3 protein-coding genes and 1 pseudogene are annotated in these 26,102 nt (G+C 59.7%); 1 reads left to right on the top strand and 3 read right to left on the bottom strand.

Annotated features, from left to right (window positions below; translation table 11 throughout):
* The first annotated feature begins 151 nt into the window (after positions 1-151).
* Positions 152-1,015, top strand: coding sequence for an excinuclease Cho (gene cho / locus ACWWFX_RS12830; protein WP_456145562.1), 864 nt, complete (start codon positions 152-154; stop codon positions 1,013-1,015).
* On the opposite strand, the gene ACWWFX_RS12825 is transcribed toward cho, so the two are convergent.
* From ACWWFX_RS12825 to ACWWFX_RS12815, 3 genes and pseudogenes are all read right to left on the bottom strand, one after another.
* A complete protein-coding gene (locus tag ACWWFX_RS12825; protein ID WP_473223959.1) occupies positions 1,012-2,187 on the bottom strand; it encodes an HlyD family type I secretion periplasmic adaptor subunit in 1,176 nt (391 codons plus the stop codon). The genes cho and ACWWFX_RS12825 overlap by 4 nt on opposite strands.
* On the bottom strand, positions 2,184-4,343 hold the full coding sequence (locus ACWWFX_RS12820) for a type I secretion system permease/ATPase (protein WP_473223958.1): 2,160 nt from the start codon (positions 4,341-4,343) through the stop codon (positions 2,184-2,186). The genes ACWWFX_RS12825 and ACWWFX_RS12820 overlap by 4 nt, the downstream gene beginning before the upstream one ends.
* Positions 4,344-4,346: 3 nt before the next feature.
* Positions 4,347-26,040, bottom strand: a pseudogene (locus ACWWFX_RS12815) (Ig-like domain-containing protein).
* Between the last annotated feature and the right edge of the window lie 62 nt (positions 26,041-26,102).

The raw sequence follows: 26,102 nt of genomic DNA, 5'->3' as shown, positions 1-26,102 counted from the left end.
CAGGCTGCTGAGGATAAAAGCCAGGGGATACCGAAACCGGGAGCGCTTTAAACTGGGGGTGATGTTCCACTACGGAAAGCTGAATATGGCGTTCTGAGCCTTCCCACCATGATCGGGGAAGACCCATGCATAAACAGTATCTGGAGCTATTATGGTCAACCGCAGGGTCCCCGCTCGGCCCGAGCCTCTTCAGGGCCCCCTCTATACGTACCCCGAGCATCTCCGTTATTGCCTGGAAACGTTGCCGAAATTACCTGGTGTTTACACCTTTCACGGCGATAGCGAAACGCTTCCTCTCTACATCGGGAAAAGTGTCAATATTCGCAGCCGGGTGATGTCACACTTTCGCACCCAGCAGGAAGCGGCTCTGCTACAGCAGACCCGACGTATTAGCTGGCAGCCAACGGCGGGTGAACTTGGCGCGCTGTTGCTTGAAGCGCGTCTGATTAAAGAGCAACAACCGCTGTTCAATAAACGATTGCGCCGCAACAAGCAACTTTGTTCCCTGCGCCTGCAGGGAAATACGCCTCAGGTTGTTTATGCCCGCGAGGTTGATTTTTCCCACACGCCGGGTCTCTTTGGTCTTTTTGCCAATCGTCGCGCCGCCCTTGAGGCATTGAAGTCTGTCGCCGATGCGCAACGTCTGTGCTACGGCGTTATGGGGCTGGAGCCATTAAGTCGGGGGCGTGCCTGTTTTCGTTCGATGCTGGGGCGTTGCGCCGGGGCCTGCTGCGGCCGCGAAAGCATAGAAGATCACAATGACAGGCTCCGCAGTGCGTTAGCGCATTTGCAGCTGATATGTTGGCCATGGAAAGGCGCCGTGGCGCTGGAAGAGAAAAGCGACACCCTCACCCATTACCATATTATTCATAACTGGCTGTGGCTGGGTGCGGTCGAGTCGCTAACGGAAGCCGATAACCTGACGTGTATCGCCACGGGGTTTGACCAGGATGGCTATAAGATACTCTGCCGCCCGATGCTGAGCGGCGAGTATGTGATCCACGAGCTGGATTAACGTTCACGCAGCGCTTCCCGCGCTTTGTTAAACGGCTTCAGCAGGTAATCGAGTACCGTTTTGCGCCCGGTCTTAATATCCACGGTTGCCACCATTCCGGGAAAAATAGGGAACTGCTGCCCGGCTTTATTTTGCAGATGATTACTGTCGGTGCAAATGTATACCCGGTAATAATAAACATCACGACGAACCTCATCCTGAAGCGTATCAGGGGAGATCACCGCGACCTCGCCCGCCAACCCGCCGAAAATAGAGTAATCATAGGCGGTTATCTTCACCAGCGATGCCTGTCCAGGATGAATAAATGCCACATCGCGCGGTGAGATTTTGGCTTCGATCAACAATTGTTCATCCAACGGTACGATGGTCATCAATTTGCCGCCTGGGGCAATAACGCCGCCCACCGTTGTCACATCGATATCCTTAACAATGCCGCGCACGGGTGCGGTAAAGTTCAGCCGGGTTAGCGAGTCCTCACGCCCGCGAATCACGGATCGCTGAGCCTCAGTGTCCGCGTTCGCTTTGGCAAGATCTTCCCGCGCCCGCACATAATACTGGGTGCGAATTTCGGTAATTTTGTTCTGTAACTCATTCATCTGGCGCTGTAAACGTAACACTTCCACGATGCTTGCCGCCCCTTGTTTAATCAGCGGCTGCGTCATTCCCAGTTCACGGTTGACCAGGCGAATGCCCTCTTCCAGCCCGGAAATGGAGCGGGTAAGCGCTTCACGACGGGTGGTATAAAGCGCCGTCTCAGAGGCGACCAGGTCCGGTAATGGCTTTAGCTCATCAGGGAAAACCAGCGCTTGATTATTAACCTCGGCCCTGAGTCGCGCCGAGGTTGCCAGCGCAGCATATAAACGAGATTGTGCCTCCTGCACATCCGATTCCGTTTTGGTGCGGTTAAGCTGCGCCAGCGGCTGGCCTTGCTCAACAATGTCACCCACCTTCACATTCAAATGATAGAGTATGCCGCCCTCAAGAGATTGCACCACCTGATCGCGCCCGGAGGGCTCCACGGTGCCCGTGCCGGTCGTCACTTCGTCAAGTTTGAAGAACCAGGCCCAACCCAGGAAGCAGAGAAACATGACCGCGACAAGGCGTACGGCCAGCGCAGAACGCGGCAGGTGTGGCTCATTCAGCCCACGGTTAAACTGAATCTGACCATTCATGCCGCGCTCCCCTTATCATTTTGTACTGTCACCCGACGCACCGGTGCGCCATTAAGTTCGTGCAGAATCGAGTCCTTCGCACCGTCTCTGACAATCCGCCCCTGATCCATCACGATAATGCGGTCCACCAGTTGCAGCATCGCCGTGCGGTGAGTGGCGATGACCAGCGTGCGATGTCCAATCCACTGTTTCAGTTGTTCGATTAAATGCGCTTCCGCCATTTCATCCAGCGAGGCGCTGGGTTCGTCAAGCAGGACAATATTCGGCTGAGAGATGAGGAGCCGCGCCAACAGCAGCGTTTGCCGCTGACCGCCAGAAAGACCAAATCCCCCTTCCTGAATCATGTAGTTGAGGCCGTTTTTCTGCTTCTGTACAAAGGGCAGTGCCCCGCTGAGGGTTAACGCGCGTTCGATATCTTCATCGCTGGCTTCCGGCATCCCCATCGTCAGGTTTTCCCGCAGCGAGCCGAAGAACAGTCGTCCGGTCTGGCTGAGCAGCCCCATGTCGCGGCGCAGATCCGCCGGATCAAGCTGCCCAATACTGATGTTATCCAGCAGCACCTGCCCCTGCTGGGCGATACGCATTCCGGCGAGCATTTGCAGCAGCGTTGATTTACCCGCGCCGTTGCGCCCAAGAATGGCGATTTTTTCACCAGCCTGAATGTTGAGTTTGCCAATCGCCACATCGGCAATCTTCTCTTCTTCGTCGTAATAAAACACCGCGTTGCTGAACTGATAATTACCGTGCAGCACCGCTTTATGCACCAGTTTGCCGTGTTCCGGTTGATCCACCGGGCGCTTCATCAGTTCATCGAGGCCGTTACGCGCCACTTTCGCCTGCTGCCAGCGCGAGAGCACGCCGGATATCTGCGACAGCGGCGCGATGGTGCGCGAAGCCAGGATCGTCGTCCCGACCAGCGCACCGGTGGTCATGTCGCCGTTCATCACCATAAAGCAGCCCACCAACAGCACCACCACGTAGACGATGGACTGCACTTCCTGGGTCCAGGTGAGCAGCAGTCCGGTGAGAAAACGTTGCTTCATGCTGATGGACGAGGCCACATCGTTGGTGTGATTCCACTGATTCTGAAAACGCTGCTCGGCGCGCAACAGTTTAATGTCTTCAATCGACTGCACGGCTTCCACAAGCGTCGCGTTGCGTACCGCCGACTCGCGCATCCCTTCGTTCGCCAGCCGCGCCAGCGGGCGTTGCACCAGCAGGCCGGGGATCACCAGCAACGGCAGCGCCAGCAAAACAACCAGCACCAGCCAACCGCCAATCATCCACAGAATAAAGACAAACAGCAGGAAGAACGGCAGGTCCGCCACCGCGCCGATGGTGGTGGAGGTGATAAGCTCCCGCACCGATTCCAGTTCGCGGATCTGCGAGATAAACGATCCGGTGGATTTCGAGCGCACGTTATTTTTCAGCCGTAATGCGTGACCAAACACGCGGTCCGAAATACGCAGATCCGCCCGTTTGCCAATCATATCCGAGAGGTGCGTGCGCACCATGCGCATACAGAACTCAAACAGGATCGCCATCATCACCCCGGCGAACAGTACCCACAGCGTCGGGTAGGACTGCGCCGGAACGACGCGGTCGTAAACCTGCATCGAGAAAATCATCGCCGCCAGCGCCAGCACGTTCGCCACCAGTGAGGCCAGCATAATATCGCCGTAGCGCCGCCAGTCTTTTAGCGAGAGATTCCAGAACCAGTTCGCCTGATATGGGCGAATGTAGTCATCCACCCGCGCATCGGGAATGGCGCTGAGCGGGCGAAGTAACGCCAGTTCGACGATTTTATCTTCAATATCCGCGACGTTAAGCGTGGTTTCCAGCCCTTCGTCACCGCTGAACTGAACGCTAATATTGTCGTGATTGTCGCGGCGGGTGATTACGCCAATCTGCTGATTATCAAACACCGCGATCAACGGCAGCCGCCACGGGTTAAGCGAATCGGCGGAGAACTCGACCAGCCGCAGCCCCATTCCCAACTGCCGCGCCATGTCGGTGAGCAACTCTTCCCGCTTGCTGTCGCGCTCCCAGTTGACGGTTGCGCGCACGTTCTCCTGAGAAAAATCGAGGCGGTAATAGCGCGCCACGGCGATCATCGCCTCCAGCCAGGCTTCCACGGACTGGGCATTTTTTTTCATTATCTACACCACCATCAACTGATGATTCGCCAGCAATGTGGCGAGGTCGGTATGCACGCCCGTCAGCGTGACCACGTTAGTTGCCGCAAAAGTGCCGCCCGTGCCGTCGCGGTCGATCTGCACGATGGTGTCGCTGCCGCTCTGGGTGACTTTGACAAAATCACCGATGTTTCCGGCCTGCGCATCCAGCGTCGCCACGCCGTTGACGTAGCTGGCTTTGCCATTACCGGTATAGCCGCTGCCCTGTAACAGCTCGCGGATATCAATGCGATCGGTGTCGGCGGTGCCTTCCCATGTGCCTACCGTAAAGCCATTCACCACGTCCGAGCCATTGCCGCCAGTGGCATCGCTGGCGTTGAGCAGTTTATAGAGCAAGGTGTCATGGCCCCCGTTGCCGATGTTGATGGTGTCGTTACCGCCGCGCCCTTCCAGTTGGTTATCGCCGCTGCTGCCCGTCAGAGTGTCGTTAAAGTTGGAGCCGGAAATGCCTTCGATATTGGTAAATGTTGAGGTGTTAAAGCCGGTCGCCTGGGCAGTAGTGGTGCTTAAGTTGGCGGTGATCCCCACTGTGGAGAGGCGGAAATCAACCACGTCCATCCCGCCGTTCGCCAGCCAGGTCCCGGTGCCGGAGCTGTACACCCAGCCACCGGAACCGTCGTAGGTGTCGGTACCTGCGGTAGCGAAGAAGGTATCGTTATAGCCGGTGCCGACGAACTTGCCGTTGTTGCTCGCCGTGCCTGCTTCGGCGCTGAGATCGTAAGCGTGGGTAGCATCGGTGGCATGTAAACCGCCCCAACTGGTATTCACCGTCTGGTCAATATTGCTGGCGGTGGTGCCAGTGGATTTGATCAGCACCGCGTTGTAAGTTTCCCCGGCATTCAGCCCGTAGAAATTGACCAGCGCCGAGGTGTCGTTGACGCCCATCCCCGACTGCGGGTTGATGATTTGCGTAGCGACCAGCACTCCCGCCGAGTTGTAAAGTTTTACGGTATTACCGTAATAGACGTTAATGCCGTTGGGATCGGTGATGCGCAGGTGCAGAGAGGTACCGTAGCTCACCGTATTAGTGTTGCGGATCAGGAACACGCTGCCCGACTGTTTGGTCACCAGCACATCCACCGCGCCGTCCCAGTCGTAATCCATTGCCGCCACGCCGCTGGTGATGCCGCTCTGGCTGCCGCCGAGGGTAGATTGTGTCCAGTTACTGGCATTACTGACGTTAGTATAGAGGTACGACTGCCCGGTCTGAGCAATACGCGCGATATCCATTAACCCGTCATGATCCCAGTCCACCGCCACGCTAAACTGGCTGGCGTAGGTCGTTGCCGTTGCCCCCACCGCCACTGGACTCCCCAGTACGCCGTTGGTGTTGAATAACAGCGAGCCGTAGTTAGCTCTTCCCTGGCTGGCGGGCAGGAACAGATCCATATCGCCGTCACCGTCAAAATCGGCCCAGGTCATGGAGACAGACGTCGAGTTACCACCGCTGCCTGCAACGCTGAGGAAGGTATTGATGGTGTTCTGCCCCCAGACAAACGTGCCGTTCCCCTGGCTGATGAGCGAGGACAGTGTGTAATAGTTGTTCAGGTTGAAAGTGTGCTGAACGAGGTCGATCCTGCCGTCGTTATTAAGATCGACGCCGGAACCTTCGTTGAGCGAAAGATAGCCCGTCACCGCCCCGCCGACCGTGGCGCTCGCGCCGTTATTGGCAACGGTAGAGCTGCCTACCAGGGTGCCCGCATTATTCAACAGGAAGGTGTTGGAGTCTGGCCCCCCGGCGTCGCCAATCCAGAAATCGAGATAGCCGTCACCCTCTTTATCAAACGCCACAATCGAGCCATACCACGTCAGCGTGCCGACGTTCACCTGAATCGCGCTGGAGAAGGTACCGTCGCCATTATTGTTAAAGCCATTGATATACCCCGTACCGTAGTCATCACGGGTGATAAACAGATCGCCCGTCCCGTTGCGATCGTAATCGGCAATGGAACTGGTGGCGTAGTTGTTGCCGCTTTGCACCAGCGTCAGTGCGGTCTTCGACCAGGTGAGCGGATCGGTTGATTGCATAATTTGCTGGTTAGCCAGTACCGTCCACATCCCGTGGTTGTCGAGGCCGTAGGTCAGCCCCCAGGCCGTTGTTTTATTGGCGGTTGTCCAGGCTGGCGTGTAATCAATTGCCGCGTTGATCGTCACCGTGCCGTTGCTGACGTTAGCGGTGTTGCCGTTACCCGCCGAGCTTTTCACCTGCGCGGTGACGTTATAAGCGGTTGCGGAAGCCGCCAGCACATCGGTATCCGGCAGTTGCACATACCAGGTATTGTGTGCCGGATCGACTACCACCGCACCGCCCGGTTGCGAGGTGTAGGTTTTGCCGTTGATCACCACTTCGACATACTGCCCACTGGCGAGTGCCGCGGTGATTACGCCACTGATAATCGGAGTGGTGTCGCGCGTGGTCTGGCTGGTGATTTGCGCCAGCGTGGTTGGAATAGAGGTATCGACCGTCAGGATAAAATCGCTGGAGGAGGTGATATTCCCCGCCAGATCCACCACTCGCGCACTGTAGGTATAGGCACCGCTGAGTAGCCCGCTGTCGCTGTAGGTCCAGTTCAGCGCGCCGACCATCGTCACCGCGCCTAACAGCAGGCCATTGCGGTAGAGGTAAACCACTTCACCGCTGGCCAGCGGGCCGGAGAGCACACCGTTCAGCAGCGGCGTGGTGTCGTCGGTGGCCTGAGAACTGTTTAACGTCCCCTGCCGCTGCCCGACATCATCGGTATATGACACAATGGTTGGTGTGGCGGTGGGGTTAATCGTATCGACCACCACCGTTTTCGACACCACCGGGCCGGTATTTCCCGCCAGATCCAGCACCCGCACCTGATAAACGTAGCTGCCATCGGTCAGCGTGCGGCTGTCGGTGTAAGTCCACTGCGTACCGTTAGTGGTGAGGGTGGTCCAGGTCGCGCCGCCATCGAGGCTAATCTGCGCCACTTCGCCGCTGGCAAGCCCCGCCCCCAGTGACCCCGTCAACGTGAGCGTGGTATCACTGGTGATAAAGTCGGTTGCCGAGCTCCCCGTGTCGGTGCTGATGCTGGCGATGGTCAACACCTGCGCCGGGTTAACCGTGTCAATCTGCGCTGACTGGCTGCCCGTTGCGCCAACGTTGCCTGCCAGATCGACCACCCGCACCTGCCAGGTGGTTGTGCCGTTGGTGAGCGTGCGTCCGTCAACATAACTCCAGTTAAGGCCGTCTGCTGCCAGCGTCACATTCACCCAGGTTGCGCCGTTATCGGTACTGATTTGCGCGAACTCGTTAGCGCCGAGCGCCGCGCCCAGTACGCCGCGCACGGTAAGCGAGGTGTCGCTGGTAATAAAATCGCTGCTGCTGGCTCCGGTGTCATCGCTGATGCCGGTAATGGAGATGCTTTTCGCCGCTTCCGGGCTGGTGGTATCGACCACCACGTTTTGCGTCGCCGTCTGCCCGACGTTCCCCGCCAGATCCACCACCCGCACCGTGTAGTTCCAGGTGCCGTCGGTCAGTGTGCGACCATCGGCATAGCTCCAGTTGGTGCCGATAACGGTTAAGGTGGTCCAGGTAACCCCGCCGTCGAGGCTGATTTGCGCCCGTTCATCGGCGGCAAGCGCCGCGCCGAGCGTGCCGCGCACGGTCAGCGTGGTGTCGCGAGTAACAAAATCGCTGCTGCTTAACCCGGTGTCATCGCTGATGCCCGCAATGGCGATGGTTTTACTCGCCAGCGGCGCGGTGGTGTCAACGGTGACAATCTGGCTGGCGGTCGCACCGATATTTCCGGCGGTGTCGATAACCCGCACCTGATAGTTGTAGTTGCCGTCGCTCAGCGTGCGCCCGTCAAGGTACGTCCAGGTCAAACCGCTTACCGAAAGGTTCTGCCAGGTGGTGCCGCCATCGATACTGATTTGCGCGAACTCACCGGCAGAAAGCGCCGCACCCAGCGTGCCGCTCACCGCAAGCGTCGTGTCGCTGGTGACAAAATCGTTAGTAATCAATCCAGTATCAGTGGTGATCGCGCTGATGGCGATGGTTTTTACTGCTGGATCTGGCGCGATGGTGTCGATCACCACGTTCTGGCTGTCGGTCGCGCCGACGTTGCCCGCAGCGTCAATCACCCGCACCTGATAGAGATAGTTGCCATCGGTCAGCGTGCGGCTGTCGTTATAGCGCCAGGTCGTGCCGGTAACGGTAAGCGTGGTCCAGGTTACGCCGCCGTCGATACTGATTTGCGCCGTCTCGTTACTGGCAAGCGCGGCGGTGAGCGAGCCGTTGACCACCACCGGGCTGACGCTGGTGATAAAGTCGCTGGCGCTAAGGCCAGTGTCGGCTTGCAGGGAATCGATATTAATGCCCATCGCCGGGGCGCTGAGATCGACAGTAATGGTGTGATTGCTGCTACCGGTATTGCCAATGGCGTTGCTCACCGAGGCGTTAATCACGTAGGCGTTGCCGTCCGCCAGCGCAGTGACATCGGCGCTGCCGAGGGTGTAGCTCCAGCTACCGCCCGTCTGCACGGTGGTGGTGTAGGTTTTGCCGTTTAAGGTCACGGTCAGCGTCTGCCCGACCGGTGCCGTGGTGGTGCCGCTGATCACCAGCGACGAGCCGTGTTCCGCCGCGTTCACCACATCGTCGCCCGCAAAGGTGTTGATGGTGACGGTTGGGACGTCGCCATTGAGGGTCACGCCACGGCTGGCGCTGCCGGGGTTTCCGGCCTGATCGCTGACCGTCGCGCTGATGGTGTAGCTGCCGTCGCTTAATCCGGCAAACTGCTGCGCCGGAATAAATACCGACCAGTTTCCGCCGCTGCCGACCGTGGCGGTCCAGGTTTGCCCGTTAAAGGTAACGGTCACCGTCTGGCCCACTTCAGCGGTGGTGGTGCCGCTGATGGTCTGCCCGGCGAGCTGCTCGGCGTTGTTGATAATATCGTCACCCGCCACCGTGGCGATGGTGACCGTTGGCGCAACGGTATCGACGGTCAGGGCGTGCGTGGTTTGACCAGGGTTACCGGCGCGATCGTTCACGCTGGCGGTAATGGTCTGCGCGCCCTGCCCGAGCGCTGCCAGATCCGCCGCAGGCACGTTCAGCGCCCAGGTGCCATTGGCGGCAACCGTGGCGGTGTAGGTTTTGCCGCCAAAGGTGACAGTGACCGTCTGACCCACTTCCGCGCTGGTCGAGCCGTTAAGGGTTAACGGCTGCTGCTGTTCAGCGGTGTTGAGTCGGTCGTCCGTCGAAACGGTGTTAATGCTGATAATCGGCGCAGTGAGATCCACCGCTACGCTGCGCGAGGCCGTGGCACTGTTTCCGGCGCTGTCCTGCGCGGAGGCGCTAACCGTATAGCTGGTGCCATCTGCCAGTGCCGCGACGTCCGCCGCTGGCACATTCACGCTCCAGCTCCCGTTGCTCTGAATGGTGGCGCTGTAGCCTTTGCCGTTAAGCAACACGGTCACTACTGTGCCTGCGGCAAAGTTCGTTCCGGTGCCGCTCAGGGTCAACGCACTGCCTGCTTCGGCGGCGTTAATAAGGTTATCGCCGCTGATGGTGCTGACCGAGAGCGACACTGCCGCCGTGTTCACCTGCACGTTGTGGGTCTGTGTGCTGCTGTTGCCTGCGCTATCGGTAATGGTGGCGCTGATGGTCACCGTGCCGTCCGCAAGGCCGGAAATCACGCTGGCAGGCACGCCGACGCTCCAGTTGCCGCTGGCATCGGTACTGGTGACATACTGCTGCCCGGCGATGGTCACCACCAGGCGGTCGCCCGCGACCGCGCCCGTGGCGGTGCCGCTGATAATCTGCGCCTGAGTGTGTTCGACGTTGTTAATCACATCATCGCCCGCCACGGTGTTAAAGCTGATGACGGGCGCGGTGGTATCGACGGTCACGCCTTTGCTGGCGCTTCCAGGATTCCCCGCCAGATCGCTGACCGTGGCGGTCAGGGTGTAGCCGTTATTGGCAAGTGCGGTTAAGTCGCTGGCAGGCAGCGTTAAGCTCCAGCTACCATCCGCCTGCACCGTGGTCTGGTAGTTAGTGCCGTTTAGCGTGACGGTGAGCGTCTGCCCCGTTTCCGCGGTGCTGGTGCCGGAAACCGTTACGCCCGCCGCCGCTTCGCTGGCGTTGATGATGTTATCGCTGGCAATGGTGTTGATAGTCACCGTTGGCGCGGCGCTATCGACGCTGTATTCGTGCGTTGCCGTGGCGCTGTTGCCGTTGACGTTAGTCACCCGCACCTGGGCGCTGGCATCGCCATCACGCAGGGCCGCCATATCCGCCGCCGGAACAGTGGTGCTCCAGCTACCGTTAGCCGCCACCGTGGTGGTGTAGGTTTTGCCGCCAAAGGTGACGGTAACGGTTTGCCCCGCTTCGACGCCGGACGTGCTGCCGGAGAGCGTTAGCGCCACGCCTTTTTCGGCGGCGTTAATCACATCATCGCTGGTGATGGCGTTAATACTGACGGCGACGGTAGTGAGATCAACGGTCAGCGGATGGGTAATGCTGGTTTGCGTTCCGGCACTGTTCGCGCCGCTCACGCTAATGTTCAGCGTTCCCGCAGGCCAGTTGCTGACATCCGCCGCCGGAACGCCGACGCTCCAGGAGCCGTTCGCCAGCACTGTGGCGGCGTAAGTTTGGTTATTAATCACCACCGTCAGCGCCGTACCTGCGGCAAAACCGGAACTGCTGCCGGTAATCACCTGCGCCTGAGCGTGTTCGATAATATTGACTACATCATCACCCGCGACGGTATCCACCCGCAGACCAGGCAGACTGGCATCGATGGTGATATCGCGCGTGCCGCTACCGGTGTTGCCAACGGTGTTGGTCACCGAGGCATTAACCGTTAACTCACCGTTACCCAGCGCCTGCCAGTCGGCGGCAGGTACGCTCACATTCCAGCTTAAATCTGGCTGGACGGTGGCGGTGTAAGTTTTACCGCCCAGTTCAACGGTGACGGTGCTGCCCGCCGCCGCACCGGTTACCTGACCGCTGATGGTTTGTGCGCTGCCTGCTTCGGCGGCATTGATAATATCGTCCGTCGCTACCGGATTAATGGTCACACCCGGCAGCGCGGTATTGACCTGCACGTTATGGCTGGCGGTGCTGCTGTTGCCCTGAGCATTGGTGACGCTCGCCGTGACGCTGTAGGTCGCTTCGCCCAGCGCACTGACCGCCGAGGCGGGCACGGTAACGCTCCAGTTGCCGGAAGCATCGGTGGTGGCACGGTAGTTTTGTCCGTTCAGCGTGACGGTGACCGCCGTACCCACAGGTTGATCGCTGGTGCCAGTCAGTTGTAGGTTCGATCCTTTTTCCGTCGCGTTGATCACATCATCGCCCGCGATGGTGTTGATGCTAATCACTGGCGCGCTGAGGCTGACGGTCACGGTGCGGCTGGCGTCGTCGATGTTACCCGCCCGATCGCTGACGCTGGCGGTGATGGTCTGTGCGCCGCTGCCCAGCGCCGTAACATCCGCTGCCCAGCGCCGTAACATCCGCTGCTGGAACGCCAACGCTCCAGTTGCCGGAGGCATCCAGGGTGGTGGTGTAGGTTTTGCCGTTGAGCACAACGCTCACCACATCGCCCGCTTCCCCGCCCGTGCTGGTGCCGGAAATCACCAGCGCCTGCCCGTGTTCGGCGTCGTTGATGATGTCATCGCCCGCCACGGTATTTATGGTAAGAACCGGCGCGGTGGTGTCTATCGCCAGATTATGGCTGGCGCTACCGGGGTTGCCCGCTTTGTCATTGACCGTGGCGCTGACGGTGTAATTGCTTGCGGTCAGCACGCCCAGGGCTGAGGTGGGAACGCTGACGCTCCAGCTACCGTCCGCCTGCACATTGCCGGTGTAAGTTGCACCGTTAAGGGTGACGGTGACCGTCTGCCCGGTTTCGGCTGTGCTGGTGCCGCTGAGGGTGAGCGGGCTTCCGGCCTCTGTGGCGTTAAGGATGTCATCGCTGGCGATGGTGTTTATGGTGAGCGTCGGTGCGCTGGCGTCAACGTTATACGCATGGGTCGCCGAGGCGCTGTTGCCGCTCGCGCTGCTGACGCTGGCCTGCACGTTCGCGGCGCCGTCTGGCAGCGTTGCCAGATCCGCCGCCGGAACATTCACGCTCCAGCTTCCGTTGGCGGCGACGCTTGCGGTGTAGGTTTTGCCGCCAAAGGTGACGGTAACGGTTTGCCCGCTTTCAATCCCGCTGGTGCTGCCGGAAAGGGTCAGATTGGTGCCTTTCTCGGCGGCGTTAATTACGTCGTCGCTGGCAACGGTGTTGATGCTGATTGCCACCGCCGTTAAATCGACGGTGAACGGATGGCTGACGCTGACCGGATTTCCGGCGCTGCTCTGGCCTGTTACGTCAACGGCTAACGGCCCCGCTGGCCAGGCACTGACGTTTACTGCCGGAATACCGACGCTCCAGCTCCCGTCTGCCTGTACCGTGGCGGAATAAGCCGTACCGTTAATCGTGATCGTCAATGGCACGCCTGCATTCAGGCCGCTACTGCCGCCAGTGATTACCAGCGCCTGTCCGTGTTCGATACTGTTGACGATATCATCGCCCGCGACGGTATCCACGCGTAGCCCCGGCAGGTTGGCGTCAATGGTGATATCCCGTGTGCCGCTACCCGTATTGCCATTCGCGTTGGTGACCGAGGCGTTAATAGTCAAATCGCCATTGCCCAGCGCCTGAAGATCGGCTGCCGGAACGCTGATACTCCAGCTTAAGTTGCCCTGTACCGTGGTGGTGTAAGTGTTGCCGCCCAGCGTGACGGTAACCGTATCGCCAGCGGCGGCACGAGTGACCACTCCGCTGATGGTTTGATCGGCACCTGCTTCGGCGGCGTTGATAATATCGTCACCCGCCACAGTATTGATGGTGACGCCCGGCAGGCCGCTGTCGATCAGTAAATTCGCCTGGCTGCTGGCGGTGTTACCCGCCGCACTGGTGGCGCTGGCGCTGACGGTATAGTTGGCCTGGCCTAAAGCCGCCAGATCGCTGACCGGAACGGTTAAGGTCCAGTTGCCTGCTGCGTCGGTGGTGGCGCTGTAGTTATGACCGTTGAGCGTGACGGTAACCTGTGCGCCTGTCGCCAGCCCCGTACTGCTACCGCTAATGGTCAACGGCTGGCCTTTTTCATCGGCGTTCAGGACGTTATCGCCGCTGATGGCGTTAAAGGTAATTGATGGCAGCCCGGTATTGACCGCCACCTGATGCGTGGCGTTGCCGCTGTTTCCGGCGGCGTCGGTGACGCTGGCGTTAATGGTCACCGTGCCGTTCGCCAGTCCCGAGACGACGCTTGCCGGAACGCCGACGCTCCAGTTACCGCTGGCATCCAGCACGGTGGTGAAGGTATTGGTGCCAATAGTCACCGTGACGGTGCTACCGGTTGCCGCACCCGTGGCGGAGCCGCTGATAATCTGCGCCTGGGCGTGTTCCGTCGCGTTGATCACATCATCGCCCGCCACCGTGTTGATGGTGACGACCGGAACGGAAGTATCCACCGTCAGGTTGTGGTTAACGGAGGCCGGGTTTCCGGCCTTGTCGCTCACTGCCGCGCTGACGGTGTAGTTGCTGGCGGTCAGGGCGCTTAAGTCGGCTGACGGCACGCTGACGCTCCAGCTGCCGTCCGTCTGTATCGTGCCGGTATAGTTTGCGCCATTGAGCGTAACGGTCACCGTCTGCCCCGCTTCCGCCGTGCTGCTGCCAGTAATGGTCAGCGCCGCACCGGCTTCGGCGGCATTAAGAATGTCGTCGCCCGCGATAGTGTTGATGGTCACCGTTGGCGCGCTGGCATCGACGCTGTAAGCGTGGGTCGTGGTGGCGCTGTTGCCGTTAACATTGCTGACGCTGGCCTGCGCGCTGGCATCACCATCACGCAGGGCTGCCATATCTGCCGCCGGAACCGAGGTGCTCCACGAACCATTCGCCGCGACGCTTGCAGTGTAGGTTTTGCCGCCAAAGGTGACGGTGACCGTTTGCCCGGCCTCCACACCAGAAGTGCTGCCAGAGAGCGTTAACGCCGCGCCTTTTTCGGCGGCGTTAATCACATCATCGGCGGTAATGGCGTTGATGCTGACGGCAATCGCCGAGAGATCGACAGTCACCGGATGCGTAACGCTGACCGGATTTCCGGCTGTGGTGCTACCGCTCGCCGTAATCGTGACCGTCCCCGCAAGCCAGGCGCTGACATCCACCGCCGGAACGCCGACGCTCCATGAGCCATCCGCCAGCACCGCCGCAACATAGGTTTGCCCGTTAATGGTCAGCGTGACGTTACTGCCCGTCGCCAGACCGGAACTGCTGCCGGTAATCACCAGCGCCTGCCCGTGCTCGATAATGTTGACCACATCATCGCCAGCGACAGTATCGACCCGCAGACCAGGGAGATTCGCGTCTATGGTGATTTCCCGCGTGCCATTTCCGGTATTGCCTACGCTGTTCGTCACCGAAGCCGAAATGGTCAGTTCGCCGTTGCCCAATGCCTGTAAAGCGGCTGCCGGAACATTAATACTCCAGCTTAAATTCGCCTGCACCGTGGCGGTGTAAGTCGCCCCGCCGAGCGTGACGGTTACCGTGTCGCCTGCCGCCGCGCCTGTGACCTGACCGCTGATGGTCTGGCCCGCGCCCGCTTCGGCAGCGTTAATAATATCGTCGCTCGCCACAACGTTAATGGTGACGCCCGGCAGCGCAGTATTGACCTGCACGTTATGGCTGGCGGAACCACTGTTGCCATCAACATCGGTTGCGGCGGCGGTTACCGTGTAAGTAGCTTCACCGAGCGCGCTCACGGCGGATGCCGGAACGGTCACGCTCCAGTTACCTGAGGCATCGGCAGTAGTGGTGTAATTTTGCCCGTTGAGCGTAACGGTTACCTGCGTACCCGCAGGCTGGTTGCTGGTGCCGGAAATCGCCAGATCCGCACCTTTCTCCGTGGCGTTGATAATGTCATCGACGGCAATCGTATTGATGCCGAGTACCGGCGCACCGAGCGCCACGCTGACAGTGTGCGAGGCTGTGCCGCTGTTGCCGGCGGAGTCGGTGACCGTGGCGGTAATGGTCACATCACCCTGCGCCAGCGCGGAAATCACGCTGGCAGGCACGCCGATGCTCCAGTTGCCGTTGGCGTCCAGCACGGTGGTGTAGGTGGTCGTGCCAATCGTCACGGAAACTGAGTTACCCGTCGTCGCGCCCGTTGCCGAGCCGCTGATAATCTGCGCCTGGGCATGTTCCGTGGCGTTAATGATGTCATCGCCCGCCACCGTGTTAATGGTGACGACCGGGGCAACGAGATCTACCGTCAGATTATGCGTTGCCGAAGCCGGATTTCCGGCTTTGTCGCTGACCGCCGCACTCACTGTATAGGGGCTGGCGGTAAGGTTGGCTAAATCGCCAGTTGGTACGCTGACGCTCCAGCTTCCGTCTGCCTGTACGTTCCCGCTGTAACTGACGCCGTTTAGCGTCACGGTCACCGTCTGCCCGGCTTCCGCCGTGCTGGTGCCGCTGATGGTCAGCGCAGTACCCGCTTCGGCGGCATTAAGAATATCGTCCGTGGCGATGGTGTTGATGGTGACAGAGGGCGCGGCGGCATCAACGCTGTAAGCATGCGTTGCCTGGGCGATGTTGCCTGCGACGTTGCTGACGCTGGCTTGTACGTTTGTTGCGCCATCCGGCAAGGTTGCGAGATCCGCTGCCGGAACTGTCAAGCCCCAGCTACCGCCCGTTGCCACGGTGGTGGTGTAGCTTTTGCCGCCGAAAATAACGGTAATGGTCTGCCCCGCTTCCACGCCGGAGGTGGTGCCGGAGAGCTGCAAATCAGAGCCTTTTTCGGCGGCGTTAATGACATCGTCAGCGGAAAGTGTATTGATGGTAATCGCCACGGCAGCAAGATCGACCGTGACCGGATGGCTAATGCTGGTTGTGGTTCCGGCAGTATTAGTGCCAGAGACGGCAATATTGACCGTCCCCGCAGGCCAGTTACCCACGTCCGCCGCCGAAACGCCGACGCTCCAGCTGCCATCGGCGAGTACCGTTGCGCCGTAGGTGACGCTATTGATAACCACCGTCAACGCCGCCCCCGCCGCCAGTCCGGTGCTGCTACCGGTGACCACCAGTGCCTGCCCATGCTCGATAATATTGACCACATCATCGCCTGCCACGGTATCGACGCGCAGACCTGGCAAATTGGCGTCTATCACGATATTGTGCGTTGTGGTGCCGGTATTACCCACGCCATTAGTCACCGAGGCGCTGATGGTCAGTTCACCGTTGCCCAGCGCCTGCAAATCTGCCGCCGGCACGCTGACGCTCCAGCTTAAATCTGGCTGCACGGTGGCGACGTATTGGTTGCCGCCGAGCGTGACAGTGACCGTATCTCCTGCTGCTGCCGTTCCCGTCACCTGACCGCTGATGGTCTGCGCCACAGCGATTTCAGCGGCGTTGATAATGTCATCGCCTGCCACGGTATTAATGATCACCCCAGGCAGGAGCGATTCGACATTCACCGTATGGGTGGTGCTGCCGCTGTTGCCCGCGCTGTCGGTGGCGCTGGCGCTAATCTGATACACCGCCTCACCCAGTGCGCCGACCGCCGAAGCAGGCACGGTAACGCTCCAGTTGCCGGAGCCGTCTGTGGTGGCACTGTACGCCAGGCCATTCAACATCACGGTGACCGTAGTGCCTGTCGCCAGGCCGCTGGAGCCACCGCTGATGGTCAGATCCTGAGTTTTCTCCGCATTATTAATGATGTCGTCGCCGGAGACGACATTGATGGTCAACGTCGGGCCGCTGAGATCAACGGTCACATCGTGAGTCGTGCTGTCGCTGTTGCCCGCGCGATCGCTCAGGCTGGCGGTGATGGTCTGGCTGCCGGTTGCCAGCGCCGTGACATCCGCCGCCGGAATACCGACGCTCCAGTTACCGGAGGCATCCAGCGTGGTGGTGTAGTTTTTACCGTTCAGGTTAACCGTGACCACATCGCCCGCCGCCGCGCCCGTACTGGTTCCGCTGACGACCAGCGCCTGCCCGTGTTCGATGGCGTTAATAATGTCATCGCCCGCGACGGTGTTAATGGTGAGATCCGGCGCGGTGACGTCCACCGCCAGCGCATGGTCGGCGCTTGCCGGGTTGCCTGCTTTGTCGCTCACCGTCGCAGTCACGGTATAGCTGCTGGCGGTTAATCCGCTTAAATCCGTTGCCGGAACATTCACGCTCCAGGTGCCATCTGCGAGAACGGTGGTCTGGTACGTGTTGTTATTCAGCGTGACGGTCAGCGTCTGCCCGGCCTGCGCCGTGGTGGTGCCGCTGATGGTGATCCCCGCGCCCGCTTCGCTCACATTAAGAATATCGTCGCTGGCGATAGTGTTGATGGTAATGATCGGCGCGGTGCCATCGACGCTGAAAGCATGAGTCGCCTGGGCGCTATTGCCGTTAATGTTGCTGACGTTCGCCTGCACGTTGCCCGCGCCGTCCGGCAGCGCAGCGAGATCGGCAGGCGGCACATTCACCGTCCAGCTGCCGTTGGCTTCCACGGTGGTGGTGTAATTTTTGCCACCAAAGGTGACGGTCACCGTTTGCCCGGCTTCGACACCGCTGGTGCTGCCGCTTACGACCAGCGTTTCGCCTTTCTCCACGGCGTTGATCACATCATCGCCGGAGAGTGTGTTAATGGTGATGGCGACCGCCGTCAGATCGACGGTAACCGGATGGGTGATGGTGGAGGTTGTTCCGGCGCTGTTGGTGCCGCTTACCGTAATATCGACCGTACCCGCAGGCCAGTTGCTGACGTCGGCCGCCGGAACGCCGAGGTTCCACGTGCCGTCGGCTAACACCGTCGCGCCGTAAGTGACGTTATTGATAACGACCGTTAACGCGGTTCCTGCCGTCAGTCCGGTGCTGCTCCCGGTGATCACCAGCGCCTGACTGTGCTCAATGCTGTTAATAACGTCATCGCCCGCTACGGTATCGACACGCAGGCCTGGCAGATTGGCGTCGATCGTGATATCGCGTGAGCCACTGCCCGTGTTGCCAACGCCGTTGGTGACCGAGGCGTTAACTGTCAGAGAACCGTTGCCCAGCGCCTGAATATCCGCCGCCGGAACGTCCACGCTCCAGCTTAAATTAGCCTGAACGGTGGTGGTGTAGGTGTTGCCGCCCAGCGTAACGGTAACCGTATCCCCCTGCGCCGCACCCGTGACCTGGCCGCTGATGGTTTGCGCATTGCCCGCTTCGGCAGCGTTAATAATATCGTCAGTCGCCACCGCGTTAATGGTAACGGCAGGCAAGGCGCTGTTGACCTGCACATTATGGCTGGCGGAATTGCTGTTGCCTGCCGTGTCAGTGACGTTTGCCGTTACCGTGTAGTTGGCCTCACCCAGCACGCTAACCGCCGAGGCTGGCACCGTGGCACTCCAGTTGCCGGAAGCATCTGTGGTGGCGGTGTAATTTTGCCCGTTCAGCGTCACCGTAATGGTGGTGCCTGCGGGCTGATTACTGGTGCCGGTAATTTGCAGATCCGTGCCTTTTTCCGTGGCGTTAATCACGTCATCGCTGGCGATAGTGTTGATGCCAATGGTTGGCGAGGTGAGATTCACAGTGACCGTGCGGCTGGCGTCATCGCTGTTGCCTGCGATATCGGTAATAGTGGCAGTGATAGTTTGCGGGCCGCTGCCCAGCGCGGTGACATCTGACAGCGGAACGCCGACGCTCCAGTTGCCGGAAGCGTCCAGCGTGGTGGTATAGGTTTTACTGTTTAACGTGACGGTGATGACATCGCCCGCTTCGCCGCCAGTGCTGGAGCCTGAAATAACCAGCGCCTGCCCGTGTTCAGTGGCGTTAATAATGTCATCGCCGGAGACGGTGTTGATGGTCAGCACTGGAACAGTGAGATCTACCGCCAGACCGTGAGTGGCGGTCGCCGGGTTACCCGCTTTATCGTTCACCGAGGCGCTGACCGTGTACGGGCTGGCGGTCAGATTGCTGAGATCCGCCGTCGGTACGCTGACGATCCAGCTTCCGTCCGCCTGGACGGTGCCGCTGTAAGTAATGCCATTCAGGGTGACGGTTACCGTCTGACCCGCTTCGGCGCTACTGCTGCCGCTGATGGTTAACGGATTGCCCGCCTCGGCGGCGTTCAGAATATCGTCGGTGGCGATGGTGTTAATGACAAGCGTCGGGGCTGTGGCATCGATGCTGTAGTCGTGCGTCGCCGAAGCCGTGTTGCCACTAATATTGCTGACGCTGGCCTGTACCGTGGCGTCGCCGTCGCGTAACGCGCTGAGATCGCCGGCAGGTACGGTGGTTGTCCAGCTACCATCGCCTGCTACGGTGGTGATGTAGGTTTTGCCGCCAAAGATGACGGTGACCGTTTGCCCCGCTTCCACGCCGGAGGTGCTGCCGGAAAGGGTTAAATCTGCCCCTTTTTCAGCGGCATTAATCACATCGTCGCCGGAAACGGTGTTAATGGAGATCGCCACCGCTGCCAGATCGACGGTGACCGGATGGGTGATAGTGACCGGGTTTCCGGCGCTACTGGCGCCTGAAACCGTGATATTCACCGTCCCTGCAGGCCAGTTGCCCACATCTGCCGCCGGAACACCAACGCTCCATGTGCCATCGGCTAATACGGTCGCAGCGTAAGTGACCGTGTTAATCACCACCGTCAGCGCCGCGCCCGTCGCCAGCCCGCTACTGCTACCGGTTATCACCAGCGCCTGAGCGTGCTCGATGCTGTTAACCACATCATCGCCCGCCACGGTGTCGACGCGCAGACCAGGCAAATTGGCGTCGATAGTAATGTCTCGCGAACCGCTGCCAGTATTGCCAACGCCGTTGGTTACCGAGGCATTCACCGTCAGGTCGCCATTACCGATGGCCTGAATATCTGCCGCCGGAACGTCCACGCTCCAGCTTAAATTGCCCTGCACGGTAGCGGTGTAGGTTTTCCCGCCAAGCGTTACGGTGACGGTATCGCCCGCCGCCGCGCCCGTCACCTGGCCGCTGATAGTCTGTGCCACGCCCGATTCGGCGGCATTAATAATATCGTCACTCGCCACCGGATTAAGGGTGACGCCCGGCAGCGCGGTATTGACCTGCACGTTATGGCTGGCGGAATTGCTGTTGCCCGCGCTGTCGGTAACGTTCGCCGTCACCGTGTAACTGGCTTCGCCCAGCGCACCGACAGCGGAGGCTGGTACCGTGGTGCTCCAGTTGCCTGCGGCGTCCGTCGTCGCGGTATAATTTTGCCCGTTAAGCGTCAGCGTAATTGTGGTGCCTGCGGGCTGATTGCTGGTGCCGGAAATTTGCAGGTCCGCGCCTTTTTCGGTGGCGTTAATCACGTCATCGGTGGCGATGGTGTTGATGTCAATGGTCGGCGCGGTAAGGTTAACGGTAACCGTGTGCGTCTCGCTGTCACTGTTGCCTGCCGCATCGGTAACGGTCGCCGTCACGGTTTGCGGGCCGCTGCCCAGCGCCGTGACGTCCGCTGCCGGAACGCCGACGCTCCAGTTGCCGGAGGCATCCAGGGTGGTGGTGTAAGTTTTATTGTTTAGCGTGACGCTGACGACATCTCCCGCCTCTCCGCCTGTGCTGGAACCGGAAATCACCAGCGCCTGCCCGTGCTCGGTGGCGTTAATAATATCGTCGCCCGCAATGGTGTTGATGGTGAGTACCGGAACGGTGAGATCCACCGCCAGATTATGCGTGGTGCTCGCCGGGTTGCCCGCTTTGTCATTGACCGTCGCGGTCAGGGTGTGGCTGCCATCGGTCAATGCCTCAAGATCTGCCGCCGGAATATTAATACTCCAGCTGCCGTCGGCCTGTACCGTTGCCTGATACGTATGCACGGTCGGGCTATTGAGCGTTATCGTAACAATCTGCCCCGCTTCGGCGGTGGTGGTGCCGCTCACCGTCACGCCCGCATCAGCTTCGCTGGCGTTGACGATATTGTCGCTGGCGACGGTATTGATAATGATGGTTGGCGCGCTGCTGTCTACGCTGTAGTTATGCACCGCCGAGGCGCTATTGCCATTGATATTGCTGACGCTGGCCTGCGCGGAGGCGCTGCCATCGGTTAATGACGCTAAATCGGCAGCGGGTACAGTAGTTGTCCAGCTACCATCGCTCGCCACGCTGGCAGTGTAATTTTTACCGCCAAAGGTAACGGTGACCTTTTGTCCGGCTTCTACGTTAGTGGTGGTGCCGGAAAGAGTTAAATTGACGCCTTTTTCTGCGGCGTTAATCACATCGTCCGTGGCGATAGTGTTGATGGCGATCGCCGCCGGAGTGAGATCCACCGTAACCGGATGCGTAATGCTTATCGGATTTCCGGCGCTACTTTCCCCGGACACGGCAATCGTCACCGTCCCCGCAGGCCAGGCGCTAACCTGCGCCGCCGTGACGCCCACGCTCCAGCTACCATCGGCCTGTACCGCAGTGGTGTATTCCACATTATTAATCGTGACGGTAAGCGGCGTGCCTTCAGCCAGCCCCGAACTGCTGCCGCTGACTACCAGCGCCTGCCCGTGCTCGATGATATTGACCACATCATCGCCCGCCACCGTATCGACCCGCAGACCGGGCAGATTGGCGTCGATGGTGATATCCCGCGTACCGCTGCCGGTGTTGCCGTTTTGATTGGTGACCGAGGCATTAACCGTTAAATCGCCATTGCCCAGCGCCTGAATATCTGCCGCCGGAACGCTCACGCTCCAGCTTAATCCCGGCTGGACGGTGGTGGTGTAAGTATTGCCGCCCAGCGTAATCGTTACCGTGTCGCCAACGGCGGCTCCGGTAACCTGCCCGCTGATGGTTTGCGCTGCGCCCGCTTCGGCGGCGTTAATAATATCGTCGGTTGCCACCGGGTTAATGGTCACACCGGGCAGCGCGCTGTCGACCAGCACGTTATGGCTGGCGATGGCGCTGTTGCCGATACCGCTGGTCACCGCCGCCGTTACCGTATAGTTGGCCTGGCCCAGGGCGGTGACCGCCGATGCCGGAACCGTGACGCTCCAGTTGCCGGAGGCGTCGGTCGTGGTGGTGTAATTTTGCCCGTTCAATGTCACGGTGATGGCGGTATTAACAGGCTGATCGCTGGTACCGGTAATTTGAACATCGGCCCCTTTTTCGCTGGCGTTTATCACATCATCGCCAGCAACGGTGTTAATACCAATTACTGGCGCGGCGGTATCGACCGTGACGGTCAGTGACTGGCTGCCCGTGTTTCCGGCGCGGTCAGTGACCGAAGCGCTGATGGGATAACTGCCGTCCGCCAGCCCACTGACCACCGAGGCCGGAACGCCCAGACTCCAGTTGCCGGAAGCATCCACCACGGTGGTGTAATTCACATTATTCAATGTCACGGTGACGATATCGCCAGCCTGTGCACCAGTAACCGTGCCGCTGATGATTTGCGCCTGGGTATGTTCCGGGGTGTTAATGACGTTATCGGTCGCCACCGGATTAATGGTTACCACCGGCGGCGTGGCATCGACCAGCGCCACGCGTGAAACGCTGATCGGGTTACCTGCGATATCATTCACGCTGGCGGTGACCGTCGCATTGCCGTCAGCCAGTGCGTCAACATTGGCGGCGGGAACGGTCACGCTCCAGGTGCCATCTGACTGCACGAGCCCCTGATAGGTCTGCCCATTCAGCGTAACGGTCACCGTCTGCCCTGGCTGGGCGTCGGTGGTGCCAGTGATTTGCAGATCCTGACCACTTTCGGCGGCGTTGATGATGTTATCGGCGGTCAGCGAGTCAATGCTTAAGGCCGGGGCCTGGCTATCGACGGTAATGGTACGGGAAGTGTCGCCAGTGTTACCGCTGATATTGGTGACGGTCGCGGTGATTTCTGCCGCGCCGTCTGGCAGGCTGCTTACCGCACTGGCGGGAACGGTCAGGCTCCAGGAACAGTCATTCTGAACGGTGGTCGTCAGGGTTTGCCCGGCGAATTTCACTACCACGGTTTGCCCGGCCTCGACGCCCTGGGTGGTGCCCGTCAATGTCAGCGATGCGCCTTTTTCCGAGGCATTAATCATGTCATCACCGGAGACGATATTGATAGCAATTGCCACGTCCCCCGCATCAACAACGACGTTATGGTCGATAGCGACCGGGTTACCTGCCGAATCTGTCGCACTGGCCGTCACGATGACCGTGCCTGCGGTGAGCGCCTGTAAATCGGCTGCGGGTACGCCCACCTGCCAGTTGCCGTTGCTGTCAGTCACGCCTTGATACGTTTCGTTACCGAGCGTCACCGTCACGGTGGTGCCCGTGGAGAGATGACTGCTGCTACCAGAAATGACCAGATCCTGAAGCTGTTCGAGGGCGTTAATAACGTCATCGCCGGAAATAGTATTGATACGCAGACCCGGCAGCGTGGCGCTGATAGTGATATCACGTTCACCATTACCGGTGTTGCCGTGTCCGTTCGTCACAGAGGCATTTATCGTTAACGCGCCATCGCCCAGCGCCTGTAAATCTGCCGCCGGAACGTTCACGCTCCAGGTGAGATTGCTGCCCACCGTCGCCGTGTAAGTATTGCCGCCCAGCTCAATAGTTATCGTATCGCCCTGCGCGGCACCAACCACGCGCCCGCTCAGGGTTTGATTCGCCCCGGATTCGGCAACATTCACCACGTTGTCGCCCGCAAAGGTGTTAATGATCACCTGCGGCAGCACCGTATCGACCAGCAGTTGCCCTTGCCCGCTACCGCTGTTGCCGTTGGCATCGGTTCCGCTTGCCGTTACGGTGTAACTTCCGTTCGCCAGATTAACGACATCGCTCACCGGCACCTGTAGCGACCAGGCGTGCCCGCTGGCTGTCGCGGTATAGGTATGATTATTCAGTACCACACTGACTGTGCTGCCATCGGGCAGACTGGTGGTGCCGCTTAACGTCAGCGGTCTCGATGCCTCCTGCGCGTTCAGCACATTATCCTGACTCACAGGAACGACCGTAACCTGGGGCGCCGTGCCGCTCAGAGTAATTACGCGCGATGCACTGCCCGTATTGCCAGCGTCATCGGTAACAGACACGGTGATGGTATGCGCGCCCGTTCCCAGCGCGTGGCTAACTGTAGCCGTCATACCGACGCTCCAGCTGCCATCCGCCGCGACCGTCCCCAAAAGCACCTGATTACCGACCCTGACGGTCACCACATCTCCGGCCGATGCGCCGTTCGCCCGCCCGGAAATGATCTGTGCGACGCTCTGTTCCGCGCCGTTGAGAATGTCATCCCCGGCCACGGTACTAATGGTTATCAGCGGCGCCTGACTATCAACGCTCAGGCTGCTCTGCGCCTGCGCCGGGTTTCCCGCTTTGTCGGTCACACTGGCGGTCACGGTGAACTGGCCGTCCCCGAGCGCCTGCACTTCGCTCGCCGAAATCGAAAGCTGCCAGCTGCCGGTGTTGCTGACCACCGCCGTATGCGAGACGCCATTGAGCGTAACCGTGACCGTTTGACCGGGCTGCGCCGTTGTCACGCCGCTTATGGTCAGTGACGCGCGATGTTCCAGCGCGTTGATAACATTGTCCTGGGCGAGAGTATCGATGGAGAGCGTTGGCGGCTGCGTATCGACCGTGAATGTTTGGCTGGCAGAGATACGGTTCCCGGCCGCATCAATGCCTGAAACAGTGACGTTTTGATTACCCTCCGCCAGAGCCTGCGCATCCGCCACGGGGATCGCGACGCGCCACGCGCCGCCGCTGCCCACTTCCGTGGTGTAGGTTTTGCCATTGAGCGTCAGCGTTAGCGTGCTACCTGCGGCAAGATGCTGCGTTGCGCCGGAAAGCGTAAATCCTGCCGCCTGTTCCTGACCATTGAGTACGTTATCGCCGGACGTCGTGGCAATAGAAATAGCGGCAGCCGCAGTGTCGATATTCAGGGTGATACTGCCAGCTTGCTTCGTCTGGTCGCCGTCAATTTGCGAGACGGACCAGGTATGCTCGCCCGCAGACTGCGTGGGTAAGCTGACGGACCAGCGGCCATCCGCGCCCACCGTAGTACTGGCAACGGTGACGCCATTACTGTCACGTATCGCAATGCTTGCCCCGGCCTGCCCGGTGCCGCTGAACGTGGGGGTGGTATCGTCAGTGGTATTCCTGGTTGCCAGCAAGCCCTGTTTGTCGCCAGTGTTATCAAGAGTGATAAACGAGGGTGTTGCGCTTTGCGGTTCACCCGGCGGCGTAACCACTTCGGTTTTGCTGTCACCATCGCTGCCGCCATTGGCGAGTAGTGCGCCAACCGCGCCGCCTGCCAGCGTCCCACCAACAATCCAGCCCCACGGCAGCTCGCCCGCCGTACTGACCGCGTGCTCAATAAAAGGCGAAATCGAGGTAATGATGTCATTTTGCGGCGTTAACGTAGCAGGCGCTAAACCTGCGGCTTCGCTATTTCCGGCGAACGATACATGTGTTAACGTCTGCCCGTCATCAAAGACCAGTTCTGAATATTCTTTTGTTGCAGGATCGACGGCAAAATAGCCGTTGCAGCGAATAACCGTACCGTCTTTCATGTAAATCAGCAGATCGTTTCCCTGGCGAACATAATGGTCCACACCGCTGACCGGGGAATGAATCTGCAACACTGAAGGTTGATATACCACCAAAGAGGCATTATTGGACGCAATAATGCTTTGTTTAACCGCGCCTTTACGGGAAATAATATCAATGACAGTGTTCATGATGGTATCCAGACATTCTGGCGTTAGCTTTTCGGAGCCAGCGCACATGACATTACAAGCGA

This window comes from Pseudocitrobacter sp. 2023LY-00077 (assembly GCF_055796175.1).
This window is presented reverse-complemented; position numbering and strand designations above follow the sequence as displayed.

What these genes read in the sequence shown, in the direction of transcription:
- ACWWFX_RS12820 (WP_473223958.1), bottom strand. Translation starts at nt 4,343, where the DNA reads ATGAAAAAAAATGCCCAGTCCGTGGAAGCCTGGCTGGAGGCGATGATC.
- cho (WP_456145562.1), top strand. Translation starts at nt 152, where the DNA reads ATGGTCAACCGCAGGGTCCCCGCTCGGCCCGAGCCTCTTCAGGGCCCC.
- ACWWFX_RS12825 (WP_473223959.1), bottom strand. Translation starts at nt 2,187, where the DNA reads ATGAATGGTCAGATTCAGTTTAACCGTGGGCTGAATGAGCCACACCTG.